The following is a 25,105-nucleotide window of genomic DNA, read 5'->3' as shown; positions in this document are numbered from 1 at the left end:
ACGAGGCATCAGCCGGGACCACTCAGCACGATCTTCCACACTCGGGTAGCCACCTGGAGGTTGAGCCGGTCCTCGACGTTCGCGAGGTCGTGACCGCTGATGTCGCGGATCCGCTGGAGCCGATAGCGCAGCGTGCTGCGGTGGATCGCCAGCGACTCGGCGCTCTCGTCGTAGTTGCCGCCGCAGTCGAAGTACCGGGTCAGGGTCTCCACCATGGTCCCGTGGTGCCGGGAGTCGTAGTCGATGAGCTGCCCGAGCCACTCGTTGACGAACGTTTCCAGTTCCCGGTAGTCGTTGCCAGGTCCCAGGATGCGGTAGAGGCCGAGCTCGTCGAAGAACGTCGTGCCATAGCGCTCGCGGGAGTGGCGGCGCACTGCCACGGCGCGCTGCGCCTCCTGGTAATGGTGGGGGATGTCGGCCAGGGAGTCGCAAGGGGCACTCACCCCGATCGTCCCGGACCGTGTCCCGGTGGCCCGGGCGAGCGTCTCGTACAGGGCGCGGTCGGGCGGCCTGTCGTCGGCGACCAGCACCACGTGGTCGGAACGTCGGGTCAGCAGCGAGCGCATGCCCACGGCAGAGGCCGCCCGTCCCACGGTCTGCGCGAAGGCGTCGTCCACGGTCCGGTCGGGCCATTGCACCACGACGATGTAGTGGCTGCGGTGCAGGTCGTGTCCGACCGCCTCGGACCGGGCGTAGGCGCTCGCCTCGTCCGTCCCCGCCAGGAGGTCGTCGACCAGCTCGCGGTGCAGCCTCAGCTCCACTTCGACCAGATCACGCAGGTGCGTCAGCTCGTGGGCGAGCGACGCGGCGGCGCGTTCCAGCGCGAGCACGGTGTGCTCGTCGGCCTCGTCCCGGACATCGACCAGGGCCAGCACGCCCAGGATCTCGCCGTGCGGGCGTACCAGGACGACCAGCCGGTCCTTTATCCGCACCGGCCCGACCTGACGGGCGACGGCGTGCAGCATCTCGTCCTGGCGTACGGGGTCCGGTTCGGGATAGGGGTCGGGGCGGCTGGGGCCGGTCCAGGACCTCAACCGGCCGAAGCGGTCCTCGAACAGCGCGGGGAGCCCGGTGAGCCGGTGCAGTGCGCGCGTGGTGGCCTCCTCGCCGCCGTTCGAGGCAGCGACCTCGGCCATGATCGTGTGCATGGCCCGCTGGTACTCCAGCTCAGCCACGACGGAGATCAACTGCCTCTGGAGGGCTGTGCGTTCGTTCCTCAGCCGGTGCAGCTCCAGCGCGTCCTCGCGTCGGCGGCGGTGGGCGACGGCGACTGACAGTGCGGCAGCGGTGTGCCGGACGAGCGCGGTGAGCAGGGACCGCTCGGCCTCGGTGGGCCGGGAGCGGGACGTCACCACGAGGTAGCCGTGGAGGCCCTCGAGTCCGCGTAGTCCCAGAGCCCGGCCCCAGCGCCTGCCGGGTACGGTCACCGGGCCGTCCTGCCCGGCCAGCTCCCGCACCCTGCGGCCTACGGCCGAGGCATGCAACTGCCCCTTCCTCGGGCTGAGGACCAGGTCGCCGCCCACCTTGAGGTATCCGGCCTCGGCACGGTATGGCCCCGCTGCGGCTATGTGGTCCGTGGCCAGGCGCAGGATCTCGCCTTCGTCCGGCGTGTGGAACATGGCGGGGAAGAGCCTCATCAGGTCGCGCAGGGCATCGTCGGCCGGCGTGCGAGCGGGCGGGCGAGGCCGTGTGCGCGCGGCCGTGAGGTGCCGCCGGGCGCTGCCCCGCGGAAGGCCGCTCGCCCGGTCGGAGCAGCGGTGGTACGAGCTGTGCCTGCGACTGCCGGCCATGGGATCACTCCGTTCTCCCTGAGCCGTCAGGGAGGCGAGCGGTACGTCGCGTACCCGCTCCCGACCGGCTTACCCGAGATGTCCGCATTCTTTCTCTCGTACCCGTAGGGCGACCGGACCCGTGCATCCCTGACTCGCCAGGCGCAAGCGTGGAGCCGCGCGGGTCGTCACCCTGGGGAGTGTCCGAGACCCTCCGTGCGCACCGAAGGGAAACCGGCGGAGGTCCCACCTTCACCTGAACGAACGTGATCCGGAGAGTCGACGCGGGCGCCGTACTCGGGAGGAGTTCCTCATGGCCAAGGCAGTGGGCATCGACCTGGGCACCACCAACTCGGTGATCGCCGTGTGGGAGGGCGGCGAGCCGTCCGTCGTGCCCAACAGCGAGGGCAACCGCACGACACCGTCCGTGGTGGCCTTCACCGACACCGGGGAACGACTGGTGGGCCAACTGGCCCGGCGCCAGGCGATCCTCAACCCCAAGGGCACCATCTACTCTGCCAAGCGGTTCATCGGCCGGCACTTCGACGAGATCTCCGACGAGGCCAGGGCGGTGGCGTACGACGTCGTCGAGGGCGAGGGCGGAGCGGCCCGCATCAAGGTGCGCGACAAGCTGTACGCGCCTGAGGAGATCAGCGCGCAGGTGCTGCGCAAACTGGCCGACGACGCGTCCAAGCAACTGGGGGAGCGGGTCACGGAGGCGGTCATCACGGTGCCCGCCTACTTCAACGACGCTCAGCGCACCGCCACCAAGGACGCCGGACGGATCGCGGGACTGGAGGTGCTGCGGATCATCAACGAGCCGACGGCGGCCGCGCTCGCGTACGGCATGGAGAAGAAGGAGCACGAGACCGTCCTCGTCTTCGACCTGGGCGGCGGCACCTTCGACGTGAGCATCCTCGACGTCGGCGACGGCGTGGTGGAGGTCCGCTCCACCGCCGGTGACAGCCACCTGGGCGGCGACGACTTCGACCGGCGCCTGGTGGATTACCTCGCGGACGACTTCCAGAAGGAGAACGGCATCGACCTGCGCAAGGACCCGCAGGCGCTGCAACGATTGTTCGAGGCGGCGGAGAAAGCCAAGACCGAGCTGAGTTCGGTGACGCAGACGCAGGTCAGCCTGCCGTTCATCACCGCCGACGCCGCCGGGCCCAAGCATCTCACCGCCTCGATCATGCGGTCCACGTTCGAGCAGATCACCAGCGACCTGGTGGAGCGCTGCCTGGGGCCGGTCCAGCAGGCCATGACCGACGCCAAGGTGGGCGAGAGCGACATCGACGAAGTGATCCTCGTCGGCGGTTCCACCCGCATCCCCGCTGTCCAGGCTCTGGTCCGCCGACTGACCGGCGGCAAGGAACCCAACATGAGCGTCAACCCCGACGAGGTCGTGGCCCTGGGTGCCGCGATCCAGGCCGGGGTGCTCAAGGGCGAGGTCAAGGACGTCCTGCTGCTCGACGTCACCCCGTTGTCGCTGGGCGTGGAGACGCGCGGCGGAGTCATGACCAAGATCATCGAGCGGAACACCACCATCCCGGTACGCCGCAGCGAGACCTTCTCCACCGCCGAGGACAACCAGCCCGCCGTCGACGTGGTGGTCCTCCAGGGCGAGCGTGAGCGGGCCGCGGACAACCGGGTGCTGGGCCGGTTCCAGCTCACCGACATCCGGCCGGCGCCGCGGGGCGAACCACAGGTCGAGGTCACCTTCGACATCGACGCCAACGGCATCCTCGACGTCAAGGCCCGCGACCGGGACACCGGCAAGGAGCAGGGCATCACCATCAGCGAGAGCTCCAACCTGGACCGCGGTGAGGTCGAGCGCATGGTCCAGGAGGCCGAGCGCAACCAGGGCCAGGACCAGGCACTCCGCGAGGCCGTCGACGCCCGCAACGAACTCGACGCCGTCGCGTACCAGGTCGAGAAGCGTCTCGCCGAACTGGGCGACGCGGCGCCCGCGCACGAGAAGGCACGCGCCGAGATGCTCGTGTCCGACGCCCGGGCGGCGGTCAAGGAGGAGGCGGGCGTGGAGCGTGTGCGGCCCCTTACCTCCGAACTCCAGCAGGTGCTCGCCGGGCTGGCGGCCCATCAGGGCGCCGCCGCCCCGGGTGGCGGTCCAGGCCAGGACGCCACCACCGGCGGTCCCGCGAGTGACGGTGGCGGTGACGATGATGTCATCGACGCCGAGTTCGACAAGGGCTGAGGCGCGCCATGCCCATCCACCCCCAGGAACCCGGCAGGACCGGGGCCGATCCGGTCGAACCGGTGCCGGAAGGCGCCGTAACCCCTCCGCGCGGGGACCTGCGCCAGCCGGGTCCGCCACCCCGGCCGGAAGCGGCGTACGGCGAACCAGGACCCGACGCCGCCGGCCCCACGCCTGCCGAGGACGAATACACGACCGCGATCCAGGAACTGGAGGACCGCTGGCGGCGCGCACTCGCCGACCTCGACAACCTTCGTAAGCGCCACGCCAGGGAACTGGAGCGGGAGCGGACCGCGGAGCGTTCCCGTACGGCCGCCGCCTTCCTGCCCGTACTGGACAATCTCGAACTGGCCCTGACCCATGCCGGCGCCGATCCGGACGCGATCGTGGAGGGCGTCCGGGCGGTCCGCGACCAGGCGGTGAACGTCCTCGAACTGCTCGGCTACCCCCGGCACGCCGAGCACGGCCTCGCTTTCGACCCGGCCCGGCACGAGGTGGTCGGTGTCGTCGAGGACCCCGACGCCCCACCGGGTACCGTCGTCGAGGTGCTGCGCCCCGGCTACGGGGACGGCGAACGGCAGCTCAGGCCCGCCGCCGTGACGGTCGCGAAGCGGGAGTGACCGGTCATGGCACGGGACTTGTACGAGGTGCTGGGCGTGTCGCGGACCGCGAGCCAGGACGAGATCCAGCAGGCATATCGCAAGCTCGCCCGCAAGTTCCACCCCGACGTCAACAAGGACCCGGACGCGGAGGAACGCTTCAAGGACCTCAACGAGGCATACAGCGTCCTGTCGGATCCGCAGACACGGGCCCGTTACGACCGCTTCGGCGAGGACTTCCGCAAGATCCCCGAGGACTACGACGAACGGGTCGCGGCCGGAGCGGGCGGCGGGTTCCGCGCCCGGAGGACCGCCGGCGCGGGCGGCCCCCGCGTCCGGTACACCGGCTTCGGCGACGACTTCGGAGCGGAGGGCATCGACATCGAGGATCTGCTCGGCTCTATGTTCGGGGCCGGTGCCCCCCGAGGGGGCGTCCCCGGAGCGGACCAGGAGGCCGAACTGCCGCTCACCGTCGAGGAGGCCTACCGGGGCGGCCGTCGCACCGTCACGCTCGCCGGTCCCACCGGCCAGCCGCGGCGGTACGAGGTCGACGTCCCAGCGGGCGTCACCGACGGGCAGCGCATCCGCCTGGCGGGTGAGGGCGGCCGCGGCAGCGGTGACGCCCCCGCGGGCGACCTCTATCTGCGGGTACGAATCCAGCCCCACCCCAGGTTCCGGCTGGACGGCCGCGACGTGCACGTCCAGGTCCCCGTCACCCCGTGGGAGGCGGCCCTGGGTGCGACCGTGCCGGTGCCCACCCCCGGCGGCGGCACGGCCAAGGTCACGGTGCCCGCGGGCTCGTCCAGCGGCCGACGGCTGCGGCTGCGCGGCGAGGGCATGGCGAACCCGCGCGGCGCGAACGGCGACCTGTACGCCGAACTGCGCATCGTGGTGCCGCCCACCCTCGGTGACCGCGAGCGCGAACTGTTCGAGGAGCTCGCCGCCACCTCTTCCTTCGACCCCAGGAGGACGTGATGAACGACCGACCCACGGGAGCGGCAGGCATCGCCCACGCCGGCCCGGCGGCCGTCCGGTACGCGCTCGTGCCCGTCCCCAGGCTCTCCTTGGCCACCGTGGCCCGCCGCTCCGGCCTCCACCCCGATCTGATCCGCCGGTTCGTCGCGCTCGGCCTGGTCGACGCCGAACGCGACGCCGCCGGACACCTGGTGTTCGCCCCCACGGCCCCCGCGCTCCTTGCCCGTGTCCAGCGGCTGCGCACCGGACTCTGCCTCAACTACGCATCCATCGGCCTGGTGCTCGACCTGCTCGACCGCATCAGCCTGCTCGAAGCCGCTCTGCGCGGCCGCGGCATGAGGAGTGAAACACCCCCATGGACATGAACCGTCTCACCCAGAAGTCCCAGGAAGCCCTCCAGGAGGCCCAGACCGCGGCCGTCCGGATGGGGCACACCGAGGTCGACGGGGAACACCTGCTGCTCGCCCTTCTCGATCAGGAGGACGGTCTGATCCCGCGGTTGCTGCAACAGGCCGGCACAGAGCCGAAAGAATTGCGCGCGGCCGTGCGCGAGGAACTCTCCCGCCGCCCGAAGGTCACCGGCCCCGGCGCGGCACCCGGCCAGGTCTTCGTCACCCAGCGGCTGTCCCGCCTGCTCGACGCGGCCGAGCGGGAGGCCAAACGCCTCAAGGACGAGTACGTGTCCGTGGAGCACCTCCTGCTCGCCCTGGCCGAGGAGGGCTCGGCGACCGCCGCCGGACGCCTGCTCAAGGAGCACGGCGTGACCCGGGAGTCGTTCCTCAGCGTGCTCACCCAGGTCCGCGGCAACCAGCGCGTCACCTCCGCCAACCCAGAAGTGGCCTACGAGGCTCTGGAGAAGTACGGCCGCGACCTGGTCCTCGAGGCCCGCTCCGGGCGGCTGGACCCGGTCATCGGCCGTGACGCGGAGATCCGCCGCGTCACCCAGATCCTCAGCCGCAAGACCAAGAACAACCCCGTCCTCATCGGTGACCCCGGCGTCGGCAAGACCGCCATCGTCGAGGGCCTCGCCCAGCGCATCGTTCGCGGCGACGTCCCCGAGGGCCTGCGCGACAAGACGGTGTTCGCCCTCGACATGGGCTCCCTGGTCGCCGGCGCCAAGTACCGCGGCGAGTTCGAGGAACGCCTCAAGGCAGTGCTGGCCGAGGTGAAGGCCGCCCAGGGGGGCATCCTGCTCTTCGTCGACGAACTCCACACCGTCGTAGGAGCGGGCGCCGCCGAAGGGGCCATGGACGCCGGCAACATGCTCAAGCCGATGCTCGCCCGCGGCGAACTGCACATGATCGGCGCGACCACCCTGGACGAGTACCGCAAGCACATCGAGAAGGACGCCGCCCTCGAACGCCGCTTCCAGCAGGTCCTGGTCGACGAGCCGAGTGTGGAGGACACCATCTCCATCCTGCGCGGGCTGCGTGAACGCCTGGAGGTCTTCCACGGCGTGAAGATCCAGGACACCGCGTTGGTCTCCGCGGCCACCCTCAGCCACCGCTACATCACCGACCGGTTCCTGCCCGACAAGGCCATCGACCTCGTCGACGAGGCGTGCGCCCGGCTGCGTACCGAGATCGACTCGATGCCCGCCGAACTCGACGAGATCACCCGCCGCGTCACCCGCCTGGAGATCGAGGAAGCGGCCCTGTCCAAGGAGAGCGACCCCGCCAGCAGAACCCGCCTGGAGGAACTGCGCAGGGAACTGGCCGACCTGCGTGGTGAGGCCGACGCCAAACGCGCCCAGTGGGAGGCCGAACGGCAGGCGATCCGCCGGGTGCAGGAACTGCGCCAGGAACTGGAGCAGGTACGCAACGAGGCGGAGGAGGCCGAACGTGCATATGACCTCAACCGCGCCGCCGAACTCCGTTACGGCCGCCTCCGGGACCTGGAGCGCCGGCTGAAGGCCGAGGAAGAGCAACTGGCCACCAAACAAGGGCAGAACCGGCTGCTGCGCGAGGTCGTCACCGAGGAGGAGATCGCCGAGATCGTCGCCGCCTGGACCGGCATCCCCGTCTCCCGTCTCCAGGAGGGCGAACGCGAGAAACTGCTGCGGCTCGACGAGATACTGCGCGAGCGCGTCATCGGCCAGGACGAAGCCGTCAAGCTCGTCGCCGACGCCATCATCCGCGCCCGCTCCGGCATCCGCGACCCTCGCCGTCCCATCGGCTCGTTCATCTTCCTCGGCCCCACCGGCGTCGGGAAGACCGAGCTGGCCAAGACCGTCGCCCGGACCCTGTTCGACTCCGAGGAGAACATGGTCCGCCTCGACATGAGTGAGTACCAGGAGCGGCACACCGTCAGCCGGCTCATGGGCGCACCGCCCGGATACGTCGGCTACGAGGAAGGCGGCCAGCTCACCGAGGCCGTACGCCGCAAGCCGTACTCGGTCGTGCTGTTCGACGAGATCGAGAAGGCGCACACCGATGTCTTCAACACCCTGCTGCAGATCCTCGACGACGGCCGCATCACCGATGCCCAGGGCCGCACCGTCGACTTCCGCAACACCGTGATCATCATGACGTCCAACATCGGCTCCGAGTACCTCCTCGACGGCGCCACCGCCGAAGGCGAGATCAAGCCGGACGCCCGCGCCCTGGTCATGGGCGAGCTGCGCGGGCACTTCCGCCCGGAGTTCCTCAACCGCGTCGACGACATCGTGCTGTTCAAGCCGCTCGGCGAGCGGCAGATCGAGCGGATCGTGGAGCTGCAGTTCGACGAACTGCGGCAGCGGCTCGCCGAACGCCGCATCAGCCTCGAACTAACCGAGGAAGCAAGGAAGCTGATCGCACACCAGGGCTATGACCCGGTCTACGGCGCACGGCCGCTGCGCCGCTACATCTCCCACGAGGTCGAGACGATGGTCGGACGTGCCCTGCTGCGAGGTGATGTCCAGGAGGGCGCGACGGTCCGCGTCGACGCCCTGCACGGAGAACTGGTCGTCACCTACGACCAGCAGGAGGAGGCCCGGGAAACGAGGGCGGCGTGAACTCCACCCGGACGACGACGCTGACCTGCCCGAACTGCGGGCGCGTCAACCGGATCCCCGTGGCCGCCGAGGGGAGCCCCAGATGCGGCCACTGCAAGCAGCCCCTGCCCTGGATCGTCGACGCGGGCGACGACGACTTCGCCGTCATCGCCGACAACGCCACCCAGCCTGTCGTCGTCGACCTCTGGGCCACCTGGTGCGGACCTTGCCGCATGGTCAGCCCCGCCCTCGAACAGGTCGCCCGCGAACTCGCCGGACGCATCAAGCTCGTCAAGGTCGACATCGACAAGAACCCTCGGCTCAGCCGGCGGTTCGAGGTGCAGGCGGTGCCGACCCTGCTCGTCCTGGACCACGGCGAGACGGTCGCCCGACAGGCCGGCGCGGCACCTGCGCACGTGCTGCGCGCGTGGGTGGAGCAGGCGCTGGCGGGCGGGCGAACCCCGGAGCGAGGCTGAACACCAGCCTCCGAGGCCGAGGGCGTCAAGCCCCGTCACGTCCGGACACCGAGAGTGAAAGGGAGCATGAGATGACCGAAGCGGGTTTCACCTCCTTCGATACAATGGTGGACAAGGCCAACCGGCTCCTCAAGGACATCGAGGAGGCCAACGGCTGGCCCAGGGATCGCCGTAAGCAGTCGTACGCCGCGCTGCGCGCCGTCCTGCACCGGCTGCGCGACCGGCTCCCCGTCGACGGGGCCGTGCACTTCGGGGCGCAGCTCCCGACGCTGATCCGCGGCATCTACTACGACGGATGGAAGCCCTCCGAGACACCGGTGAAGCTGAGCGGCGAGGAATTCCTCCAGCGCGTCCGGGACGACTTTCCCTACGCGATCGACGGCGGCATCGAACGAGTCGTGCACACCGTCCTGGAGGTTCTGGAGCGCCACGTCAGTCACGGCGAGTGGGACCACCTCAAATCCAGTCTGCCGAGCTCTCTGGTCTCCGTACTGCCGTGATCCCTCGGCGGCCGCCCGACCGCCGACCAGCAACAGGAGTGCGGTCGAGCGCACCCACAGAAGGAGAAACCTCATGGTCACGATTCCCGACCCGCACCTGGCGATGGTGCGCCCAGTGACGCCGCGTACCCCGCGTGGCTGCGAAGAGTGCCTCATCGAGGGGTCCCCGTGGGTGCATCTGCGGCTCTGCCTCACCTGCGGGCACGTCGGCTGCTGCGACTCCTCGCCCATGAAACACGCGAGGCGGCACGCGGGCAGTGACGACCATCCCGTCGTGCGGTCCTTCGAACCGGGAGAGGACTGGCGCTGGTGCTACGTCCACGAGGCGCTGGTCTGATGAGCACGGCCGAGTACGACCATGGTGCGGTCCGCGAGACACCGGACCGATACGGGGCGTTTCCGCGCCTGACACCGGAGCAGCTCCAGGACCTGGCCGCGCACGGTGAGCGTCGCCCGACCACCGCGGGCGAGGTGTTGTACCGCGAGGGCGAGCCGTTCCGGGAGTTCCTCGTGATCCTCAGCGGGACCGTCGAGATCGTCGAGGATCACGGCGGCCCCGAGGAGCGCACGGTGGCGGTGCACGGGCCCGGCAGGTTCCTGGGTGAACTCGGATTGCTGGAGGGGCAGGCGGCGTTCGAGACCGCGGTGGTGCGCGAGGCGGGCGAGATCCTGGCCGTACCGGTGGAGCGGCAACGCGCTCTGGTCGCCCGCGACCCCGTCCTCGGCGACGTGATCCTCCGCGCCTACCTGGGTCGCAGGTATCTGCTCATCGGCCTCGGCGCCGGCTTCCGGATCCTGGGCTCGTGCTATTCACAGGACACGTTGCGGCTGCGTGAGTTCGCCGCTCGTAACCGGCTGCCCCACCGCTGGGTGGATCTGGAGAAGGACAAGGAGGCGGAGGCGCTGCTGCGTCGGTTCGGCATCCGTCCCGAGGAGACTCCGGTGGTCATCTGGCAGGGCGAGCGGGTGCTCCGCAATCCGAGCAACGCCGAACTCGCCCGACTCATAGGGCTGCCGGCCCCGGCGCCGGAGGCCGGGCGGTGCGAGGTGATGGTGGTGGGCGCGGGCCCCGCGGGACTCGCCGCCTCCGTGTACGGCGCCTCCGACGGCCTCACCACGGTCACCGTCGACGCCGTGGCCAGCGGAGGGCAGGCCGGTACCACGTCCCGTATCGAGAACTACCTTGGCTTCCCGTCGGGCATCTCCGGGGGCGAGCTGATCGAACGCGCGGTGCTCCAGGCCCACAAGTTCGGTGCTCGCCTGATGGTGCCGGCCCAGGTCAGCGGGCTCACACCGCAGGACGACGAGTACATCGTCACCTTCACGGACGGGTCCCAGACCCGGGCGGGCGCCGTGGTGCTCGCGTCGGGTGTGCGTTACCGCAGGCTCGACGTGCCCGGCATCGACCGTCTGGAGGGCACCAGCGTCTACTACGCGGCGACCGTCCAGGAGGCGAGTCTCTGCCAGGCGGATCCGGTCGCCGTGGTCGGCGGCGGGAACTCCGCCGGGCAGGCGGCGCTGTTCCTCGCCAACCACGCGTCCAGGGTCTACCTCCTCGTCCGGGGCGGTGACCTCAACGCGGACATGTCGCGCTACCTCGTGGACCAGGTGGAACGGCACCCGAAGATCGAGGTGCAGCTCCATACCGAAGTCCGGGGCGTCTCCGGGGAGGAGCGCCTGGAGTCGCTGACCGTGGAGGACAACACAACCGGTGAGCGCCGGGAGGTGCGGGCCGTGGCGCTGTTCGTGTTCATCGGGGCCCGGCCGCGCACGGACTGGCTCAGGAGCGTGCTGGCTCTGGATGAAAAGGGCTTCGTCCTCACCGGTGCCGACGCCCAGGCGGCGGCCGACGGCACCCGGTGGGAGTCGCTCGGCCGTGGGCCGTTGCTGCTGGAGACCACTCTTCCCGGCGTCTTCGCCGCCGGCGATGTCAGGAGCGGCTCGGTCAAACGGGTGGCCTCGGCGGCCGGTGAGGGCGCCATGGCGATCCGCCTCGTGCACGAGCACCGGGAAAAGGCGGGCAACCTGGTCCGCACCGCGGGACCCGAGGGGCCACGGCCGCGGCAGACCGATCCGCGTCCCGGCGATGACCGAGAGCCGGCGGAGACAGGCGATGCCGATGGGTGACACGCGGCAAGGGGCGTGGTCCGCGGGCCGTCGTCGGACCAGGCGTTGTTACATCCGCCTCGGCGCAGGTCCACTCTTTCGATGCGGCCGCACCTGCTTACCTGACCTTGCCGCCGGGCAGGACGGCGCTGCTGCTGTCGGCGTGACCGATCGTCCCGGCCACCCGCGGGTGCCTCGGCGGGTGGTAGGTAGTCTCTCCTCTCCCCGGCACTACCGGCCGTCTCAACTTCGCCGTGAAAGTCTGTGCCGTCGACCCCACGAGGAGAGTGGATGCTCGCGCGCGTTTCCCTATGCGTGGCAGGACTGGTCCTGAGCCTGGCCGCGGCGCTGTTGGTGACTTCCACGGAGACGGACGCGACAAGCCGCGAGGATGTGGTGAGTGTGGCCCACAGGGCCGGCGCCCAAGCGGCCCCGGAGAACACCCTGGCCGCCACGGATACGGCGCGAGCACAGGGGATCGAGTGGCTGGAGAACGACGTCCAGCGCACCAAGGACGGCACGCTGGTGGTCATCCACGACAAGACCTTGGCCCGCACCACCGATGTCGAGGAGAAGTTCCCGAAGCGCGCGCCGTGGAAAGTAGGGGACTTCACCTGGGCGGAGATGTCCACGCTGGACGCCGGCGGCTGGAAGGGCCGGCAGTGGGCGGGGGAGAAGATACCGACCCTTCAGCAGTACATGCGCCGCGTGGACAGCAACGGCCAGAAGCTGGTACTCGAGATCAAGTGGCCTGAGATCTATCCGCGGCTCGCCGAGGACACACTGAAGGAACTCAGCGGGCTGGGCTGGCTTGAAGGCGACCGGGCGACCGACCGGCTCATCATCCAGGCCTTCGACACCAACACCCTGCAGACCGTGCGCGCTCGTGCTCCCGAGGCGCGCACTGCCCTGCTGTCGCGTGAACCGACTGTGAAGGACCTGGCGGGGTACGCGAAGGTGGCCGACCAGATCAACATGAAGTACCTGAAGGTGACTCCTCGGTACTTCAAGGCGGCCCATGCGCTGAAGGGCCCGCACGGGCAGCGGCTGAAGGTTTTCATCTGGACGATGGACGACCCCAAAAGTGCGGTGGAGTTCGCCCGTGGCGGCGCCGACGGGTTCATCAGCAACCGCCCTGATCTCGTGCAGCAGGCACTGGCCGACGCGGGCTACACCGACGGCGCCACGAACTGAAACCCTGGCCGTCACGCCCTCAGCGGTCTTCAGGGCCCATTCCGGCGCCCGCGTCCGGGCGTCCGATAGCCAAGGGGGCTGGTGCCGGCGTCAGCGGTGGGCCCGCGGTCGGGAAGAGTGCACGGACACGAGACGCCGGTTGACGGCCGGGGAGGCCGGGCGGCATCCGAGATACAGCCGGATGCTTCGGCCCGCGCAGTCTCGGGCCGCCGGTTCCCAAGCCGCCTTCCCCCTTCAGTACGCCGGATTCTTTCAACCGTGTCGGCGGGGCCCACTAGGCCGTGTTTCAGGTCGGGGTTCGGGTCCACGCCTCGTACGGTGATGATCGCCGTGTGGGGCGTAAGTCCCTTCGCCACTTGGGACTCCAGCACGCTTCTGCTCGGCCTTGGGCTCCCCCAGCCGGAGGCGGCGGGCGTGAACAGCCGCGTGGCGAAACTCGTTCCGTCGCCAGTGAGCAGCCTGGTCGACAGCACGCCACCGGAAATAACCCGTGGGAGTGGCACACACCGTTGGTTAATCTCACGCAGATGGAGATCCGAACGTTCGAGGAGTCTGATTGGCCGCAGGTCTGGCCGATCGTCGAGCAGATCATCCGCAAAGGGGACACCTTCTGCTACGACCCGCTACAAACTGAGGTGCAGGCGCACGACTTGTGGGTGGTGCCGCCGCCAGGGCACGTCGTAGTGGCCGTGGAGGACCAGCGCATACTCGGCACCTCCAACATGTACGCCAACCGGCCAGGCCCGGGTTCGCACATCGCCAGCGGAAACTTCATGGTCGCACCAGAAGCTCGCGGTCGGGGTGTCGGCCAAGCATTGGGCGAGTATCTGCTGGACTGGGCGCGAAGCAGCGGATTCGCCGGCGTGCAGTTCAACGCTGTCGCGGCCTCCAACGCACCAGCGGTCAAGCTGTATGAGCGTCTCGGGTTCGCCATGATCGGCACCGTTCCCGGCGCGTTCCGGCATCCAACGCTGGGTCCGGTCGGCCTGCATGTCATGTACCACAACCTGGGCTCGTGACTGCCACCAACCCGAGTCGTCCGCAGGTACCGCCAGTAAGCAGGCGTCGGCATCGGAGCGCCGGAGGCGGCTTGGCCGCAGGGAAGATTCACCTGGCCTGCGAGCAGGGTCAGAGGCCGTTGTCGCTGTGATGCGGCCGCGAGGAGTGCGGCACACGCCGGCCGTCGTCCTCGACCTGACCGCGTGCGCGGTGGTGGACCGACAGCGCACCCCACGCCGTGGCGGCCTGGCGCAACCTCGCGGTCGCCGCCCTGCGACTGAACGGCGCGAAGAACACCGCCTCCGGCCGTCGCCGCAATGCGCGTGACGCCCACCTACTCCTCACGCTCCTCAGCCTTGCCCGAGCACTAAGTGGACGTCACCCGACTGCGCCGGAGCCCTGAGGGCTGTCGCAGAACAACTTCAGGCTTTGATCTTGCTCGGGCAGGCTGTCTCGCGATTCATCGAGTGGAACGGCGCTTCGGCGGTCGTGAGTTGTTTTCCGAGGGCTCCTTGGCCGCTCAGGGATCGACCGGGTGCGGCGCAGGCGTTCTCGGTGTTCTCTCAGACCGGGAACGAGAGGTAACGCTGCCTCAGATGGTCGGGGTGTCGTCGACAACCGGCTTGTGAATCTCAACGACCGGCTTCCACCCCGGGGTGAACTCGATGAAGTCCGCACGGGTGGGGTAGGTGTCGATCGCGCGACGGTCACGCTTGGGGCTGTCGCTCCCCTTGCGCCCCCGGGGGATCTGCTCCTCGAAGATGTCGACCTTCACGTCGGGAACCTCCTTGAGGCCCTGGCGCCAGATCTGCACGATGTCGGCGCCGAACGCCTGCCGGGCCGCAGCGTAAAGGGCCGAGAGGGCCCCCTTGTCCCCGTGGGGGACGAAAAGTGCCAGGTCCAGCACGACGCCGGCGGACTGGAGGACCTCGATGGTCGCCGAGCCGTTCTCGTCGGCCAAGTAGATCCCGGCTTCATTCTCGTCGTCGGGAAGGCAGGAGACCTCTTCCTGGAATACGGTCCTCGCCGTTATCGAGCCACCCTCGAATTCCTCACCGGGCTTCGTCAGAAAAGCGGGGACATAGCAGCCGGGAATCTTGAGTTCTGCCGTGTCGGCGGAAACGAAGAGCTTGTCCTTCATGCCGAGCTTCGTCACCTCTTCCAATGAGAGGCGGCGAGCGGCGATCTTCTCCGTGTTCACGATTTCCCTTTCAGGTTGCACTGTCCCTCTGGACAACGACGCTACCATGAAACCCTGAGGTCAACTGCCCAGTAATCGTTGGGTAAATGGCCTCCGGTGACCTGCACGGGGAGGATACCGAAGTGAGTCCCGCTCGGTCGGGAACACGCATCCGCCAAGTAGTGTCCCTCGTCATGGTGTGGGGGATCAAATGGCGGTTGCATTTCGGTGCGTTGGGTGGCGCGGGGGAACTAAGAGAGAGTTTACGGTAGATTTCACCCATAGCGCCTTCGGGGGGTGAGTTAGGCGTTTCATTCGTCGTGCATCTCGAAGAACGCAGCGGAAACAGACCGGATGGCCCGACAACGCGACAACGGACCCCCCACCGGCAACCTCCGGATGAAGCGCGAACCGGAAGTCGCGTGCTACCGCACCCCCCGGTCAGGACTTCGGCCTAGCTCGTGTCTCTTTGACGGGATTCTGGCCTCGGTCCTGGCCTCGGTGGACGCCGCCGACGACATCGACTGGACCGTGTCGGTCGATTCGACCGTCGTCCGGGCCCACCAGCACGCCGCCGGCGCACTCGAAAGGGGCCGGCGGGACGCCGGGAGCTGATCGATCACGCACTCGGACGCTCCAGCGGAGGCCTGACCACCAAGGTCCACCTGGCAGCCGATGGCCGGGCCCGACCATCCTCATCCGGGCACGCCGATGACCACGGAACAAGAACCTAGACCCGTTCCAGCGGGCGGTGAGGGGGTGGCGGGAGCTCGATCTGGATGGAATCGTCGGGGCGGACGGTCCCTCCACAGCGGACCACAGCCATGACGCCACACTTGAACGTGAACTCGCCGGACAAGGGGTCCATGGCGAAGACCTCACCGAGCAGTCCCTTGCGGAAGTCGTTGATCTTCGAGCACGGGTTGCGGAGTCCGGTCACCTCGAGCACCGCCTGCTCCCCGAGATGGAGCAGGGCGCCGGTGGGCAGGCCCAACAGGTCCACCCCGCGCGTGGTGATGTTCTCCCCGAGCTGGCCCGCTGAGACCCTGAAGTCCTTGAGCGCGAGTTCGTCGAAGAGTTCCTCGTGCATCAGGTGGACCTGGCGCAGGTTGGGCAGGTTCGGCTCGTAGGTCATGCGGAACTGGTGGCGGATCGTCTCACCTGCGTGAACGTCTCCTTCCACGCCGAGCCCCGTGAGCAGCCTGATGGAATCGCGATTGGGCTTGCTGAACGAGTACCCCTCGTCACGGCTCACTGCGGTCACCTGACCAGGCATCACGCCCTCCCCCTGTCGTCGTTCTGCGGCCGGTCGATCATAGAGGCGGTGCAGGCAGCCTTGTGAGGGAGGCGTGCAGTGAGCGCACCTCATCGGGCGGATGTGTCAGGTCCGGCTCCCGGCCGGCACAGTCCCGTCACCGAACGCCGAAGAGGCAGCTCTTAGTCGGCTGACGCCCGTTGCTGACGTCGCGTCACGTTGGGCGGGGCTCGGCACCCAGTAGGCGCGGTCGTCCGCGGCCCATCCCCGCACGCGCGGGGATGGGCCCCCGGCGGGCCTTGGGGGAACTGTGGAACAACCTCCACCACCAGGGCAGCGCGATCGCGGTGGGAGCACTGGCAGTACCGTTCCTACTCCGGATCGCGACTACCGGGGTTCCCGGGCTGCGGGCGGACATCCTTCGCCTCGTCGCCGAGATCGGACGATGCCAGCACTTCGGAGACGGAACACGCGAAGGTCTTCTCCGTCGGCCTCGCCTGGCTATGCCTGGCCGACGACCCCGTCCCTGACGAACTCCGTACCTTCCTGACCGACGCCTGGTCGTCTCCACCCGGGTCCGGTTCGGGAAATCTCCTGGCCTGCACCCCTACGGGCATGCTCTCTGCCTGTGTTTTCGCAGGTCAAATGACTTTTTCCACACCTTACAGTCAGTCGCGACCCGCAGGCGTGCGGCGCCGGTCAACGCGGACGTATTCCATCGCGGCGACTTTCCGGGCATGGCGGACCTCACAGCGCAAACTAGTTCATCGTTCAACCAATGCGGGGTACTGTCGCCAATGCCCGGACAAAGGGCAACCCGCCGTGATCCGTTCGCGGGTCGTGGCCGAGCAAGGAGAAAGAAATGACCCCCAGGTTCGCGCGTCACGCTGTCCGCGTGGCTGCCTCCGTGACTGTCACTGTGGCGGGACTCCTCGCCGTCGCAGGCACTGCTTCGGCTGCCGGAATCCCGGGCGGCGAGCAGTCCGCCCGCGCCCGAGTCGCCACCGGCCACGACAGGGGCGACTGGTGCGGCGGGGAAGTGCACGTCACCGGTCGCGACGACGCCCGTCGCGCATGGGTCGTCGACCAGGTCCAGTGGGCCGCTGAGCACGGCCTTCCTCAGCAGGACCGAGTTCTTCCCTCCCGCTGAAGTCCGACCGGAGAACCGAGCCATGGCCGACCGCATAGATCAGATGCTGCACATGGAGCTCCTGCTCGCGCCCGAGGAATCGGTCGCGCTGCGGGCGCGGCTGTCCTACCGGCGAGGCGACCCGTTCGCCGTACGCCTCACCTTTCACACCGGCGTCCACGACCTGGTCCACTGGGTGTTCGCGCGTGGCCTGCTGTCGCGGGGCACGCGTGAGCCGAGCGGAAGGGGAGACGTCCGAGTCTGGCCGGACGGAAGTGGCCCCGAGGCGCTGCTGCACCTGACCCTGTCGTCGCCTCACGGGCACGCCCGGCTCAGAACCCCGCTCCAGACGGTGGCCGAGTGGCTGAAGCGCACATACCTCCTGGTGCCCGAGGGCCGCGAGAGCTACGAAGTCTCCCTCGACACGGAGCTTTCGCGCCTGCTGCACGGGGCCGCGTGACACCCCACCCGTACAAAAGGTGCCCCCCATGCCATCACTTCACCTCAAGCGATACACAGCGAAGGTTCCGCGGCTCGGGTCCTTGGTAGTTGGTGTCGTACGGCCGCTACGAGCCCCCTGGGCATCGCGACGCGGGCGGGCGGCCGCGACACTGACCCGAGGCGCCAAGGGACTGATCGCGGCGCTCCTCTCGTGGGAGGTCGCCTCGTGGTGGCTGCCGGGACAGCAGTACCCCGCCGTGGCCACGGCACTGCTCATGGTCAACGCTCCGACCATCCATCGCTCTTTGACGCAGGCCGTGCGCAGTGTGGGCACCCGGGCGGTGGGGCTGTCCCTGGCCGCAGCAGTCGTGTGGCTGCTCGGCTCGACCACGGGAAGCGTCGTGGCGGTACTGGCAATCGCGCTGTTCGCCGGTACCGGCGGCGATCGCAGTGCGGACGGCCGACTGCAGGTCGCCTCGACTGCGGTACTCGCCCTGGCGGCGGCCGCGGCTGCCCCGATGGGCCACGCGGCCGCCCTGATCCTGGCGACACTGGCCGGAGCGGCGGTGGGGATCGTGGTGAACGCGCTCATCCTGCCGCCGCTGCACCTGGCGGCCTCGGGCACGTCGGTGCTCGAACTCGCAGAGGCCATGGGGACGTTGCTGGCAGACATGGGGCGCGGCCTGCGCGAACGGCAGCATACGGACCGCGCACACGCCTGGCTGGAACAGGGCAGACACCTCGAGGAACTGGTGGTCCAGGCACACGACAACGTCCGTCAGGGCCAGGAGAGCCTGCGCTGGAACACGCGGTGCGCCGTGCACGCGAAGGAGAAGCCGTCGGCCCACGGCGAGGCGCTGCGCGCCCTGCACCGTGTCTCGTTCCAGGTCCGCGGCATCGCCCGGACACTGGCCGACAACGTCGACGATCGGCACACCGACCATCATCTGGGCAGACTCTTCCTGGAACGGTATGCGGCGACCCTGGAGGCGGCCGGGCAGGCGGTGACCGCGTTCGCCACACCGGAACCGGCCGCCGCACCCGACGGCACCGACATCCGTGACCGGCTGCGTCAGGGTATCGGTGAAGCCACGCTCTGGCATCAGGCGATGACCGACCTCATCGCCCACGGCACGCTGCCCGAACCGGGCGCCTGGCACGTCTACGGCTCCTTGATGACCGACGTCGAACGCCTGCTGGCTGACCTGGACCGCGCGGACCGGTCGACGGCGGCCGGGCGGCCTTCCCGTTCCAGGGGAGCCTCGGCGGTCTACGCGAGCGGCCCACGCGACGCTGCCGGCGGCCCGTAACCTCGCTCCTTGGGCCTCTCCCGTCCGTCGAGTTCGCCGTACGCCACCCGGCATGGGGCCGCCTCGGGCATCTGGGGCAGTGCGGCCCCGAGTGGGCCGGCCCAGGACTGTCCTGGGCGGAGCTGACCGCCATCGCCGCGAGCGTGCCGGAGAGCGCGTCGGACATCGGGGGCCTCGTTGATCAGGCACAGTGCCTACCGCTCCTGTTGCCCATGCTCGGAGACGCGGCCACGCCGGAGGAGGCGTGGGCTGTCGTGGCGCGGGCCCTCTCCGCTGCGGAATACCAGAAGATCTGGCCCCCCGATTTGCGCAGGAACTGCTCGAAACCGACGCGGACGACGGCATGTGGAACCGTTCTGGACGATGGCCGGGGACAATCCGGTGCCGGCCGTGGCCGTCTGGCGCCCATGCTCTGGCCTTCCTCAACTCCGCTTTGAGGCGTTCCGCGAGCGGGCATCCCCCAGGCACCGCGCCGCAGGGCCCGGTGCTGGGGCGTCCACGGGGGGGCCCGGGGAACGAGGGGGGTGGGCCGTGAGCGGGGAGAGCTTCCTGGTGACCGTGCTGGTGGTCGTACCGGTGGCCGTGACCGTGATCGTGGGGGTGAGGGACTACCAGAAGGAGCGCCGCGACCGGCGCCGGTTTTCGCTCACGAAGCCGTCGCGCGGATCGTCGGCGTCCTCGCCGTCGCCGGGGACGGCCGCGTCGGACGGCGGGTCGAGCTGGTGGGTGGCGGGGGACGACTCCGGTTCGTCCTCTGGTGGGCACGGCCACGGGGGCCATTCCTGCGACAGCGGTCACGCCTGCGGCAGCGGCCACGCCTGCGGAAGCTCGTCGTGCGGGTCGTCCTGCGGCGGCGGTGGTTGCGGCAGCAGCTGACCCGGGAAGACGGGCCACCGAGGGAGCCGCGTGCCGAGGGGCGCGGGGAGCGCGGAGGGGTGTCGGCCCCGTACTGCAATGCCTGTGCCGCCCTCGATGGGCAGGGCCAGGCGCGCGACCCAGCCGACCTGGACGAGGAAGATCCCCGCCGCGTCGCAGGCAGCAGGCCCGGCGCTCCGGGTCGGAACATGCGGCGCCCAGCCATTGAGTAACCATCGCGAGGGGCATGAGGACGTATCCCCAGGTGATGGCGGTGAAGTCGTGATGTTCGAGGGCTTCGGCCGCGCCGGCGGCCATGATGAGGGCGCCGGCGATCTGGACCAGGGTGAGGAGCCGGTGGGGGACGTCGTCGTTGTCGTAGGCGGAGGCGCACCGGGTGAAGTTCATCCAGGCCCACCAGATCGCGAAGAAGACCAGTGCGTACCCCGAGGACGCCTTGGCCGATGTGCCCTTCGGTGAGTTCGTGCTCGAACGCCGCGGCCGCCTGGGCGACGGCGGTGACGAAGCAGAGGTCGAAGAACAGCTCCAGTGCGGTTGCGGTGCGGTGTTCCTCATCGGCAAGACGGGAGACCAACGACCGGTGCCACGCGCTGACGGCGGAGGTTGACTGGCTCACGGCTGTGCGATCCCTGCGGTGCGGGGGCAATGTCACGGGTCGGCCCGGGGGAGACCGGCTCTGGCTCAGGCTTGGCCGGTCTCGAAGCGGCTGATCTTGCCGCCGGTGACGGTGAAGGTCCATCGCGTGCGCATGCTGCCCCAGGTGGAGTTGGTGTAGACGGCGGTGAGGGTGCGTCCGTCGGAGGAGGCGCTCTCGACGTGCATGTGGCCGTTCGAGGTGAAGATCTCCTTCTCCGTCCACACGGAAAGGTCGCGGTCGGTGCCGTCGTCGGACATGGTGGCGTCCGGGGTGAGGGCGGCGAAGAAGGCGTCGCGGTCGCCGGTGTTGAGGGCGTCGACGAACGCAGCCACGGCGGGATCGGTGAGCTGGGCGGTCATGGGACCCTCCGGGGGTCGGCGGGGGCGAAGAACGACCGGCCCGGCAGGCGGCGGACGACGGCGTCGCCCATCGGGCCGGCGGGGGTCAGCGGGTGGTGTAGCCGCCGTTGAGGAAGAGGGTCTGGCCATTGGCCCACCAGCCGTCGGTCAGCAGGAACCGGATCCACGGCACGACGTCCTCGATCTTGGTGAGGTCGCCGTTCATCGCGGACGACTTGTGGTAGGCGACGGAGTCGTCATCCTCGGCCGGGTAGAAGAAGGAGGTGTCCATCGGTCCCGGGGCGATGTTGTTGACCGAGATGTTCCTGCCGAACAGCTCCTTCGACAGGGCCCGGGTGAAGTGCTCGACCGGGGCCTTGCTGCCCGCGTACGCCGAGTACAGGCCCGTGTAGGCGGCCAGCAGTGAGGTGACGATGGTGATGATTTTCCCGCCGTCCTCCATCCGGCGGGCGGCCTCGCGCATCACAAAGAACGCGGCCTTGGAGTTGACCGCGAACATGCGGTCGTACTCCTCCTCCGTGATCTCGGTGAGTGGCTTCTTCAGGACCATGCCGGCGGTGTTGATGCTGTAGTCGAGCCTGCCGAACCGGTTCACGACCTCGTCGAAGACCCGCTCGACCTCAGCGACCCGGGTCAGGTCGGCCTGGACTGCGAACGCCTCTCCCGGCCCCTTGTTGATCTGCGCGACGACATCCTCGGCTTTGGATCGAGAGGAGTCGCTGTTGTAGTGCACCGCGACCAGAGCGCCCTCCGCGCCCAGCGTGGTACTGATCAGCCCGCCGAGGTTGCGGGACGCGCCGCCGACGAAGGCGACCTTGCCGTTGAGCGTCTTGTCCGGGGTGTCGACCATGACGGCCCTCCTGCGGTGTTCCGAACGGGGTCGGCACGCCCTGGCGGACACCGGAGGCATGCCATACCCCACAGACTCACGTCGGAAGGAGTGGCGCATCTTGAACGATCCGATCACCGGTAGAACAAACCGCCCCTCGACCTCCTGCGGGATCGTCAGAGCCCACCCTCGCCGTCCCGCAGCAGTTCAACCTCGTCCTGCCATCGAGGCAGCGACGCCCACCCAGCCGGATTGACCAGCGCCTCTCCGGTATGGAACCGCTCCCGGCGAGCCGTCCCGTCTGCCGACCAGCGCAGATTGGCCGATCGGCCGGTGTGGACCACGAGTACGTGCACGGGCGGCCCGACCGGCAACGGTGCGACGTCCGAGGCCCCCGCGGCGGGCTCCATCGCCCGCTCCGCCACCGCGTGGCCGAGATCGGCGCCGCTGGTGGACAGGCATCGTAGATGGGGCTTGATATGCGAAACGCTCACCACGCCAGTATCAGGTTTTCAGGGTGCGAACGGCCTGATGCGAGGGGAGACGGCGGGGGTCGGCAGTACTGAGAACCGGGGGCACGACTGGTTCGTGGCCAGATGAAGTGGCGCGTACCGCCTTGACCAGGCTGGTTGCGTGGTGGACATGTCCTCCACGCGGCAGAGGGAGGGGCGCGGACTTCCTCCCTCTGCCTTCGGGAGACGTTGAGGTTTACTTCGTCTGCTACGAACTGGTGGCGTTGTCCCACAGTGCGGTGCTGTGGGCATCGATGAGGGTGCTGATGTGAGTCAGGACTTCGCTGGCCGGCTGCGGGTTGAGTCGGCGTCCGTCACGCAGTCGCAGTGCGAGGAGGTTGTCAGCGGCTTCCTTGGCGCCGATGACGGCTTGGTAGGGAACCAGGCGGGCTTCTCGGATGCGTGCGCCCAGACTGCCGCGTTCCGGGCCGGCAATCTCGGCACGCAGTCCGAGGCCGGTGCAGCGTTGGGCGAGCGCCGCGGCGTTCGGCATTTCGGTGTCGGAGATCGGGAGGATCGCCAGTTGAGTGGGGGCGAGCCAGGCGGGGAAGGCACCGCCGTGCTGTTCGATGAGATGGGCAACGGCTCGCTCCACACTGCCGATGATGCTGCGGTGGACCATGACCGGGCGGTGCTTGGCGCCGTCCGCGCCGATGAAGTGCAGGTCGAACTGTTCAGGCTGGTGGAAGTCGACCTGGACGGTGGACAGGGTGGACTCCCGGCCGGCCCCGTCGGTGACCTGGACGTCGATCTTGGGGCCGTAGAACGCGGCCTCCCCCTCGGCCGCCTCATAGGGCAGGCCGGAGTGGTCGAGGACGTCGGTCAGCAGGGCGGTGGATCGTTGCCACTTCTCGGGCGCGGCGACGTACTTGCCGCCGGGGCCGGGGAGGGAGAGCCGGTAGCGGGTCGCGGTGATGCCGAGCGCCTCGTAGGCCCGGCGGATCATCTCCAGTGCTGCCTGAGCCTCCTCGGCGACTTGGTCCAGGGTGCAGAAGATATGCGCGTCGTTGAGCTGGATGGCCCGGACACGGGTCAGCCCGCCGAGCACGCCGGAGAGTTCGGAGCGGTACATGCCCCCGAGTTCGGCCATGCGCAGCGGCAGTTCGCGGTAGCTGTGGGAGCGCGAGCGGTAGATCACCGCATGGTGAGGACACAGGCTCGGCCGTAGGACGACCTGCTCGCTGCCGAGGTCCATCGGCGGGAACATGTCGTCGCTGTAGTGCGCCCAGTGCCCCGAGATCTCGTACAGCTCCCGCTTGCCGAGCACTGGCGAGTACACATGCTGGTAGCCCGCCCGCCGCTCGGCGGCACGGATGTACTCCTCCAGGGCGTGCCTCACGGCCGCTCCGTCGGGCAGCCAGTACGGCAGGCCGGCGCCGATCAGGGGATCGGTGTCGAACAGGCCCAGTTCACGGCCGAGCTTGCGGTGGTCGTGCACGGTGGTCATTGCGGTCTCCTCGCTGATTGCGGGGCAAGTGACCGGGCCTACGACGAAGCCCCGGGGCACTTGCCCCGGGGCTTCGGATCAGGTCGTCTGTCAGCGCGCCGGGACACTCTCCGGCGTCGTCGTCATAGCAGCGCGCTTCATGCCGGTCACCGTAGCAGGGGCCCCGGTCTCCGGACGGTCTTTTCTCGACCGTCGTGTGACGAGTTCAGGAAGAGACGTTGTTCTCCAGCTTCTCAGGCTCGAGCCCGCCGGAGTGGGAGATCCCGCGCAGCCTGCGGATCTCCCCGTAGGCCGTTTCCAGGCGGGTGGAGAGGTCGCTGTCCTCGGCCCGTAGCTGCTTGATCCGCGCGAGCGCGAGGTCCAGGCGCCGCTGGATGGATGTACTCGAGGCGGGGTGCGGTCCGGTCCGTTGGCTGGAGGGCTGCCGGTTCTGCAACTGTCGGATGGCCGTGACGAGATCTTGCTGCGTGCAGAGCCAGGACCTTGAAACGCCCGCTTCCTTCGCGATCGCCGCGAAGCTGGTGTGGCTGCCGGTGCGCTGGGCCGTTGACCGCGCTTGCTCGGGCGCGTCGTCGTAGATGAACGCGCTGCGAGCCAGGCCCTGTCGGGCGGATCTTGAGCACCTCGCGCAGAGACGGCAGCGGAGCCGGACGGAGATTGCCTGGCCCCGGCATGGTCAGGCACCAACGGGTCCAGCGACAATGTGGGCACCACCCGGGCGTTACTCGCGTTCCGGGTCTCTTGCAGTCGGAGCGGAGCGGCACCATGGCATGGATAGCGGGAACAGGCGCGTTCTTGGGGCTGTTGGCGATCGCATTGGGAATCGTCACGCTCCGGACAGGGTGGATCCTGCCCACGGCGCGCCGCCACGTCACCAGGCCCCGACTCCACGGTCTCGGTGGCCTGCTCACGGGCACCTCCGTCGTGCTGCAGGGCTTCTTCTACTTTCGAGTCCTGCCGCGCGTTTCCTGGGAGGCCGGCTTCTTCGTCGGGAACGCCCTCCTGTTTGCTGGGCTGCTCCTGATTGTCCTCAGCCAGATGCTGCCGCTCCGCAGAAGCCAGGATCACACCGATCCCTCAGGTGTCTGAAGGGGTGTCGGCGGATCACGGCCGGAGCCGACCGGATCGAGAAGATGCTGGAACGCTTCCCGGCCCGCGTCTTCGCCTTCGACGAGTTCGGGCCGCTGGGGATCCGCCCCACCGCGGGCTCCTGCTGGGCCCGGCAGGGCAAGCCCGACCGCCTGCCGGGCGTCTCGCGTCGTTCCGGCGACGTCTTTGCGCGTCACGGTCAGGAAGGCCACGAAGGCGAGGATCGCGACTGTC

22 protein-coding genes and 3 pseudogenes are annotated in these 25,105 nt (G+C 69.1%); 16 read left to right on the top strand and 9 right to left on the bottom strand.

Going from position 1 to position 25,105, the window contains the following annotated elements:
* Positions 1-8: 8 nt before the first annotated feature.
* Positions 9-1,790: a PucR family transcriptional regulator gene (locus OG448_RS02335; protein ID WP_405551161.1), complete on the bottom strand. Its 1,782-nt coding sequence runs from the start codon at positions 1,788-1,790 to the stop codon at positions 9-11.
* 292 nt (positions 1,791-2,082) lie between these two features.
* Here OG448_RS02335 and dnaK point away from each other — a divergent pair, with 292 nt between their 5' ends.
* The 11 genes from dnaK (at position 2,083) to OG448_RS02280 (ending at position 13,827) form a co-directional block, all read left to right on the top strand.
* Positions 2,083-3,984 carry a molecular chaperone DnaK gene (gene dnaK, locus OG448_RS02330; protein ID WP_405551159.1) on the top strand — a complete coding sequence of 634 codons (1,902 nt, stop codon included), beginning with the start codon at positions 2,083-2,085 and terminating at the stop codon, positions 3,982-3,984.
* Positions 3,985-3,992: 8 nt separating this feature from the next.
* Complete coding sequence (locus OG448_RS02325) at positions 3,993-4,604, top strand: nucleotide exchange factor GrpE (protein ID WP_405551158.1); 612 nt, start codon at positions 3,993-3,995, stop codon at positions 4,602-4,604.
* A gap of 6 nt (positions 4,605-4,610) precedes the next feature.
* Positions 4,611-5,558: a DnaJ C-terminal domain-containing protein gene (locus OG448_RS02320; RefSeq protein WP_405551157.1), complete on the top strand. Its 948-nt coding sequence runs from the start codon at positions 4,611-4,613 to the stop codon at positions 5,556-5,558.
* A complete protein-coding gene (locus OG448_RS02315) occupies positions 5,558-5,923 on the top strand; it encodes a chaperone modulator CbpM (RefSeq protein ID WP_405551156.1) in 366 nt (121 codons plus the stop codon). The genes OG448_RS02320 and OG448_RS02315 overlap by 1 nt, the downstream gene beginning before the upstream one ends.
* Entirely contained in the window at positions 5,914-8,553 is a 2,640-nt protein-coding gene (gene clpB / locus OG448_RS02310; RefSeq protein WP_405551154.1) for an ATP-dependent chaperone ClpB, read from the top strand. The genes OG448_RS02315 and clpB overlap by 10 nt, the downstream gene beginning before the upstream one ends.
* Positions 8,550-9,008: a thioredoxin gene (gene trxA, locus OG448_RS02305; protein ID WP_405551151.1), complete on the top strand. Its 459-nt coding sequence runs from the start codon at positions 8,550-8,552 to the stop codon at positions 9,006-9,008. The genes clpB and trxA overlap by 4 nt, the downstream gene beginning before the upstream one ends.
* A gap of 71 nt (positions 9,009-9,079) precedes the next feature.
* Complete coding sequence (locus OG448_RS02300) at positions 9,080-9,508, top strand: DUF2267 domain-containing protein (protein WP_405551149.1); 429 nt, start codon at positions 9,080-9,082, stop codon at positions 9,506-9,508.
* A 73-nt stretch (positions 9,509-9,581) separates the two neighbouring features.
* Positions 9,582-9,845, top strand: coding sequence for a UBP-type zinc finger domain-containing protein (locus OG448_RS02295; protein WP_405551147.1), 264 nt, complete (start codon positions 9,582-9,584; stop codon positions 9,843-9,845).
* Positions 9,845-11,635 (top strand): FAD-dependent oxidoreductase, encoded by a 1,791-nt coding sequence (locus tag OG448_RS02290; protein ID WP_405551145.1) that lies wholly within the window; start codon positions 9,845-9,847, stop codon positions 11,633-11,635. Before OG448_RS02295 ends, OG448_RS02290 begins: the two co-directional genes overlap by 1 nt.
* A 270-nt stretch (positions 11,636-11,905) precedes the next feature.
* The gene (locus OG448_RS02285; RefSeq protein WP_405551144.1) at positions 11,906-12,808 is read left to right on the top strand and encodes a glycerophosphodiester phosphodiesterase; all 903 of its coding nucleotides are present in this window, start codon (positions 11,906-11,908) and stop codon (positions 12,806-12,808) included.
* A gap of 527 nt (positions 12,809-13,335) precedes the next feature.
* Positions 13,336-13,827 carry a GNAT family N-acetyltransferase gene (locus tag OG448_RS02280; protein WP_405551142.1) on the top strand — a complete coding sequence of 164 codons (492 nt, stop codon included), beginning with the start codon at positions 13,336-13,338 and terminating at the stop codon, positions 13,825-13,827.
* Positions 13,828-14,399: 572 nt separating this feature from the next.
* On the opposite strand, the gene OG448_RS02275 is transcribed toward OG448_RS02280, so the two are convergent.
* The gene (locus tag OG448_RS02275; RefSeq protein ID WP_405551140.1) at positions 14,400-15,008 is read right to left on the bottom strand and encodes a hypothetical protein; all 609 of its coding nucleotides are present in this window, start codon (positions 15,006-15,008) and stop codon (positions 14,400-14,402) included.
* 450 nt (positions 15,009-15,458) lie between these two features.
* Here OG448_RS02275 and OG448_RS02270 point away from each other — a divergent pair.
* Positions 15,459-15,679 (top strand): annotated as a pseudogene (locus OG448_RS02270) (IS5/IS1182 family transposase); the annotation flags it as partial.
* Between the two features lie 38 nt (positions 15,680-15,717).
* Here the strand turns inward: OG448_RS02270 and OG448_RS02265 are convergent.
* On the bottom strand, positions 15,718-16,263 hold the full coding sequence (locus OG448_RS02265; RefSeq protein ID WP_405551137.1) for an MOSC domain-containing protein: 546 nt from the start codon (positions 16,261-16,263) through the stop codon (positions 15,718-15,720).
* 1,151 nt (positions 16,264-17,414) lie between these two features.
* Between OG448_RS02265 and OG448_RS02260 the strand changes: the two genes are divergently transcribed.
* On the top strand, positions 17,415-17,831 hold the full coding sequence (locus OG448_RS02260) for an SsgA family sporulation/cell division regulator (protein ID WP_405551136.1): 417 nt from the start codon (positions 17,415-17,417) through the stop codon (positions 17,829-17,831).
* Between the two features lie 238 nt (positions 17,832-18,069).
* Positions 18,070-19,122: a hypothetical protein gene (locus OG448_RS02255; protein ID WP_405551134.1), complete on the top strand. Its 1,053-nt coding sequence runs from the start codon at positions 18,070-18,072 to the stop codon at positions 19,120-19,122.
* A gap of 962 nt (positions 19,123-20,084) precedes the next feature.
* Here OG448_RS02255 and OG448_RS02250 read toward each other — a convergent pair.
* From OG448_RS02250 to OG448_RS02225, 6 genes and pseudogenes are all read right to left on the bottom strand, one after another.
* Positions 20,085-20,614 (bottom strand): annotated as a pseudogene (locus tag OG448_RS02250) (low temperature requirement protein A); the annotation flags it as partial.
* 65 nt (positions 20,615-20,679) lie between these two features.
* Complete coding sequence (locus OG448_RS02245; RefSeq protein ID WP_405551131.1) at positions 20,680-20,994, bottom strand: nuclear transport factor 2 family protein; 315 nt, start codon at positions 20,992-20,994, stop codon at positions 20,680-20,682.
* A gap of 85 nt (positions 20,995-21,079) precedes the next feature.
* On the bottom strand, positions 21,080-21,844 hold the full coding sequence (locus tag OG448_RS02240) for an SDR family oxidoreductase (protein ID WP_405551129.1): 765 nt from the start codon (positions 21,842-21,844) through the stop codon (positions 21,080-21,082).
* Positions 21,845-21,999: 155 nt separating this feature from the next.
* Entirely contained in the window at positions 22,000-22,317 is a 318-nt protein-coding gene (locus OG448_RS02235; RefSeq protein ID WP_405551127.1) for a hypothetical protein, read from the bottom strand.
* A 226-nt stretch (positions 22,318-22,543) separates the two neighbouring features.
* The gene (gene thrS / locus OG448_RS02230) at positions 22,544-23,773 is read right to left on the bottom strand and encodes a threonine--tRNA ligase (protein ID WP_405558643.1); all 1,230 of its coding nucleotides are present in this window, start codon (positions 23,771-23,773) and stop codon (positions 22,544-22,546) included.
* Positions 23,774-23,987: 214 nt separating this feature from the next.
* Complete coding sequence (locus OG448_RS02225; RefSeq protein WP_405551125.1) at positions 23,988-24,218, bottom strand: hypothetical protein; 231 nt, start codon at positions 24,216-24,218, stop codon at positions 23,988-23,990.
* Positions 24,219-24,547: 329 nt separating this feature from the next.
* Between OG448_RS02225 and OG448_RS02220 the strand changes: the two genes are divergently transcribed.
* Entirely contained in the window at positions 24,548-24,871 is a 324-nt protein-coding gene (locus tag OG448_RS02220) for a hypothetical protein (protein ID WP_405551122.1), read from the top strand.
* A 29-nt stretch (positions 24,872-24,900) separates the two neighbouring features.
* Positions 24,901-25,071 (top strand): annotated as a pseudogene (locus tag OG448_RS02215) (IS630 family transposase); the annotation flags it as partial.
* Positions 25,072-25,105: the final 34 nt, after the last annotated feature.

The sequence above is a fragment of the Streptomyces sp. NBC_01171 genome, assembly GCF_045039805.1.
Taxonomy (GTDB): Bacteria; Actinomycetota; Actinomycetes; order Streptomycetales; family Streptomycetaceae; genus Streptomyces.
Note: the sequence above shows the minus strand (reverse complement) of the source record. Positions and strands in the feature narration are given on the sequence as shown.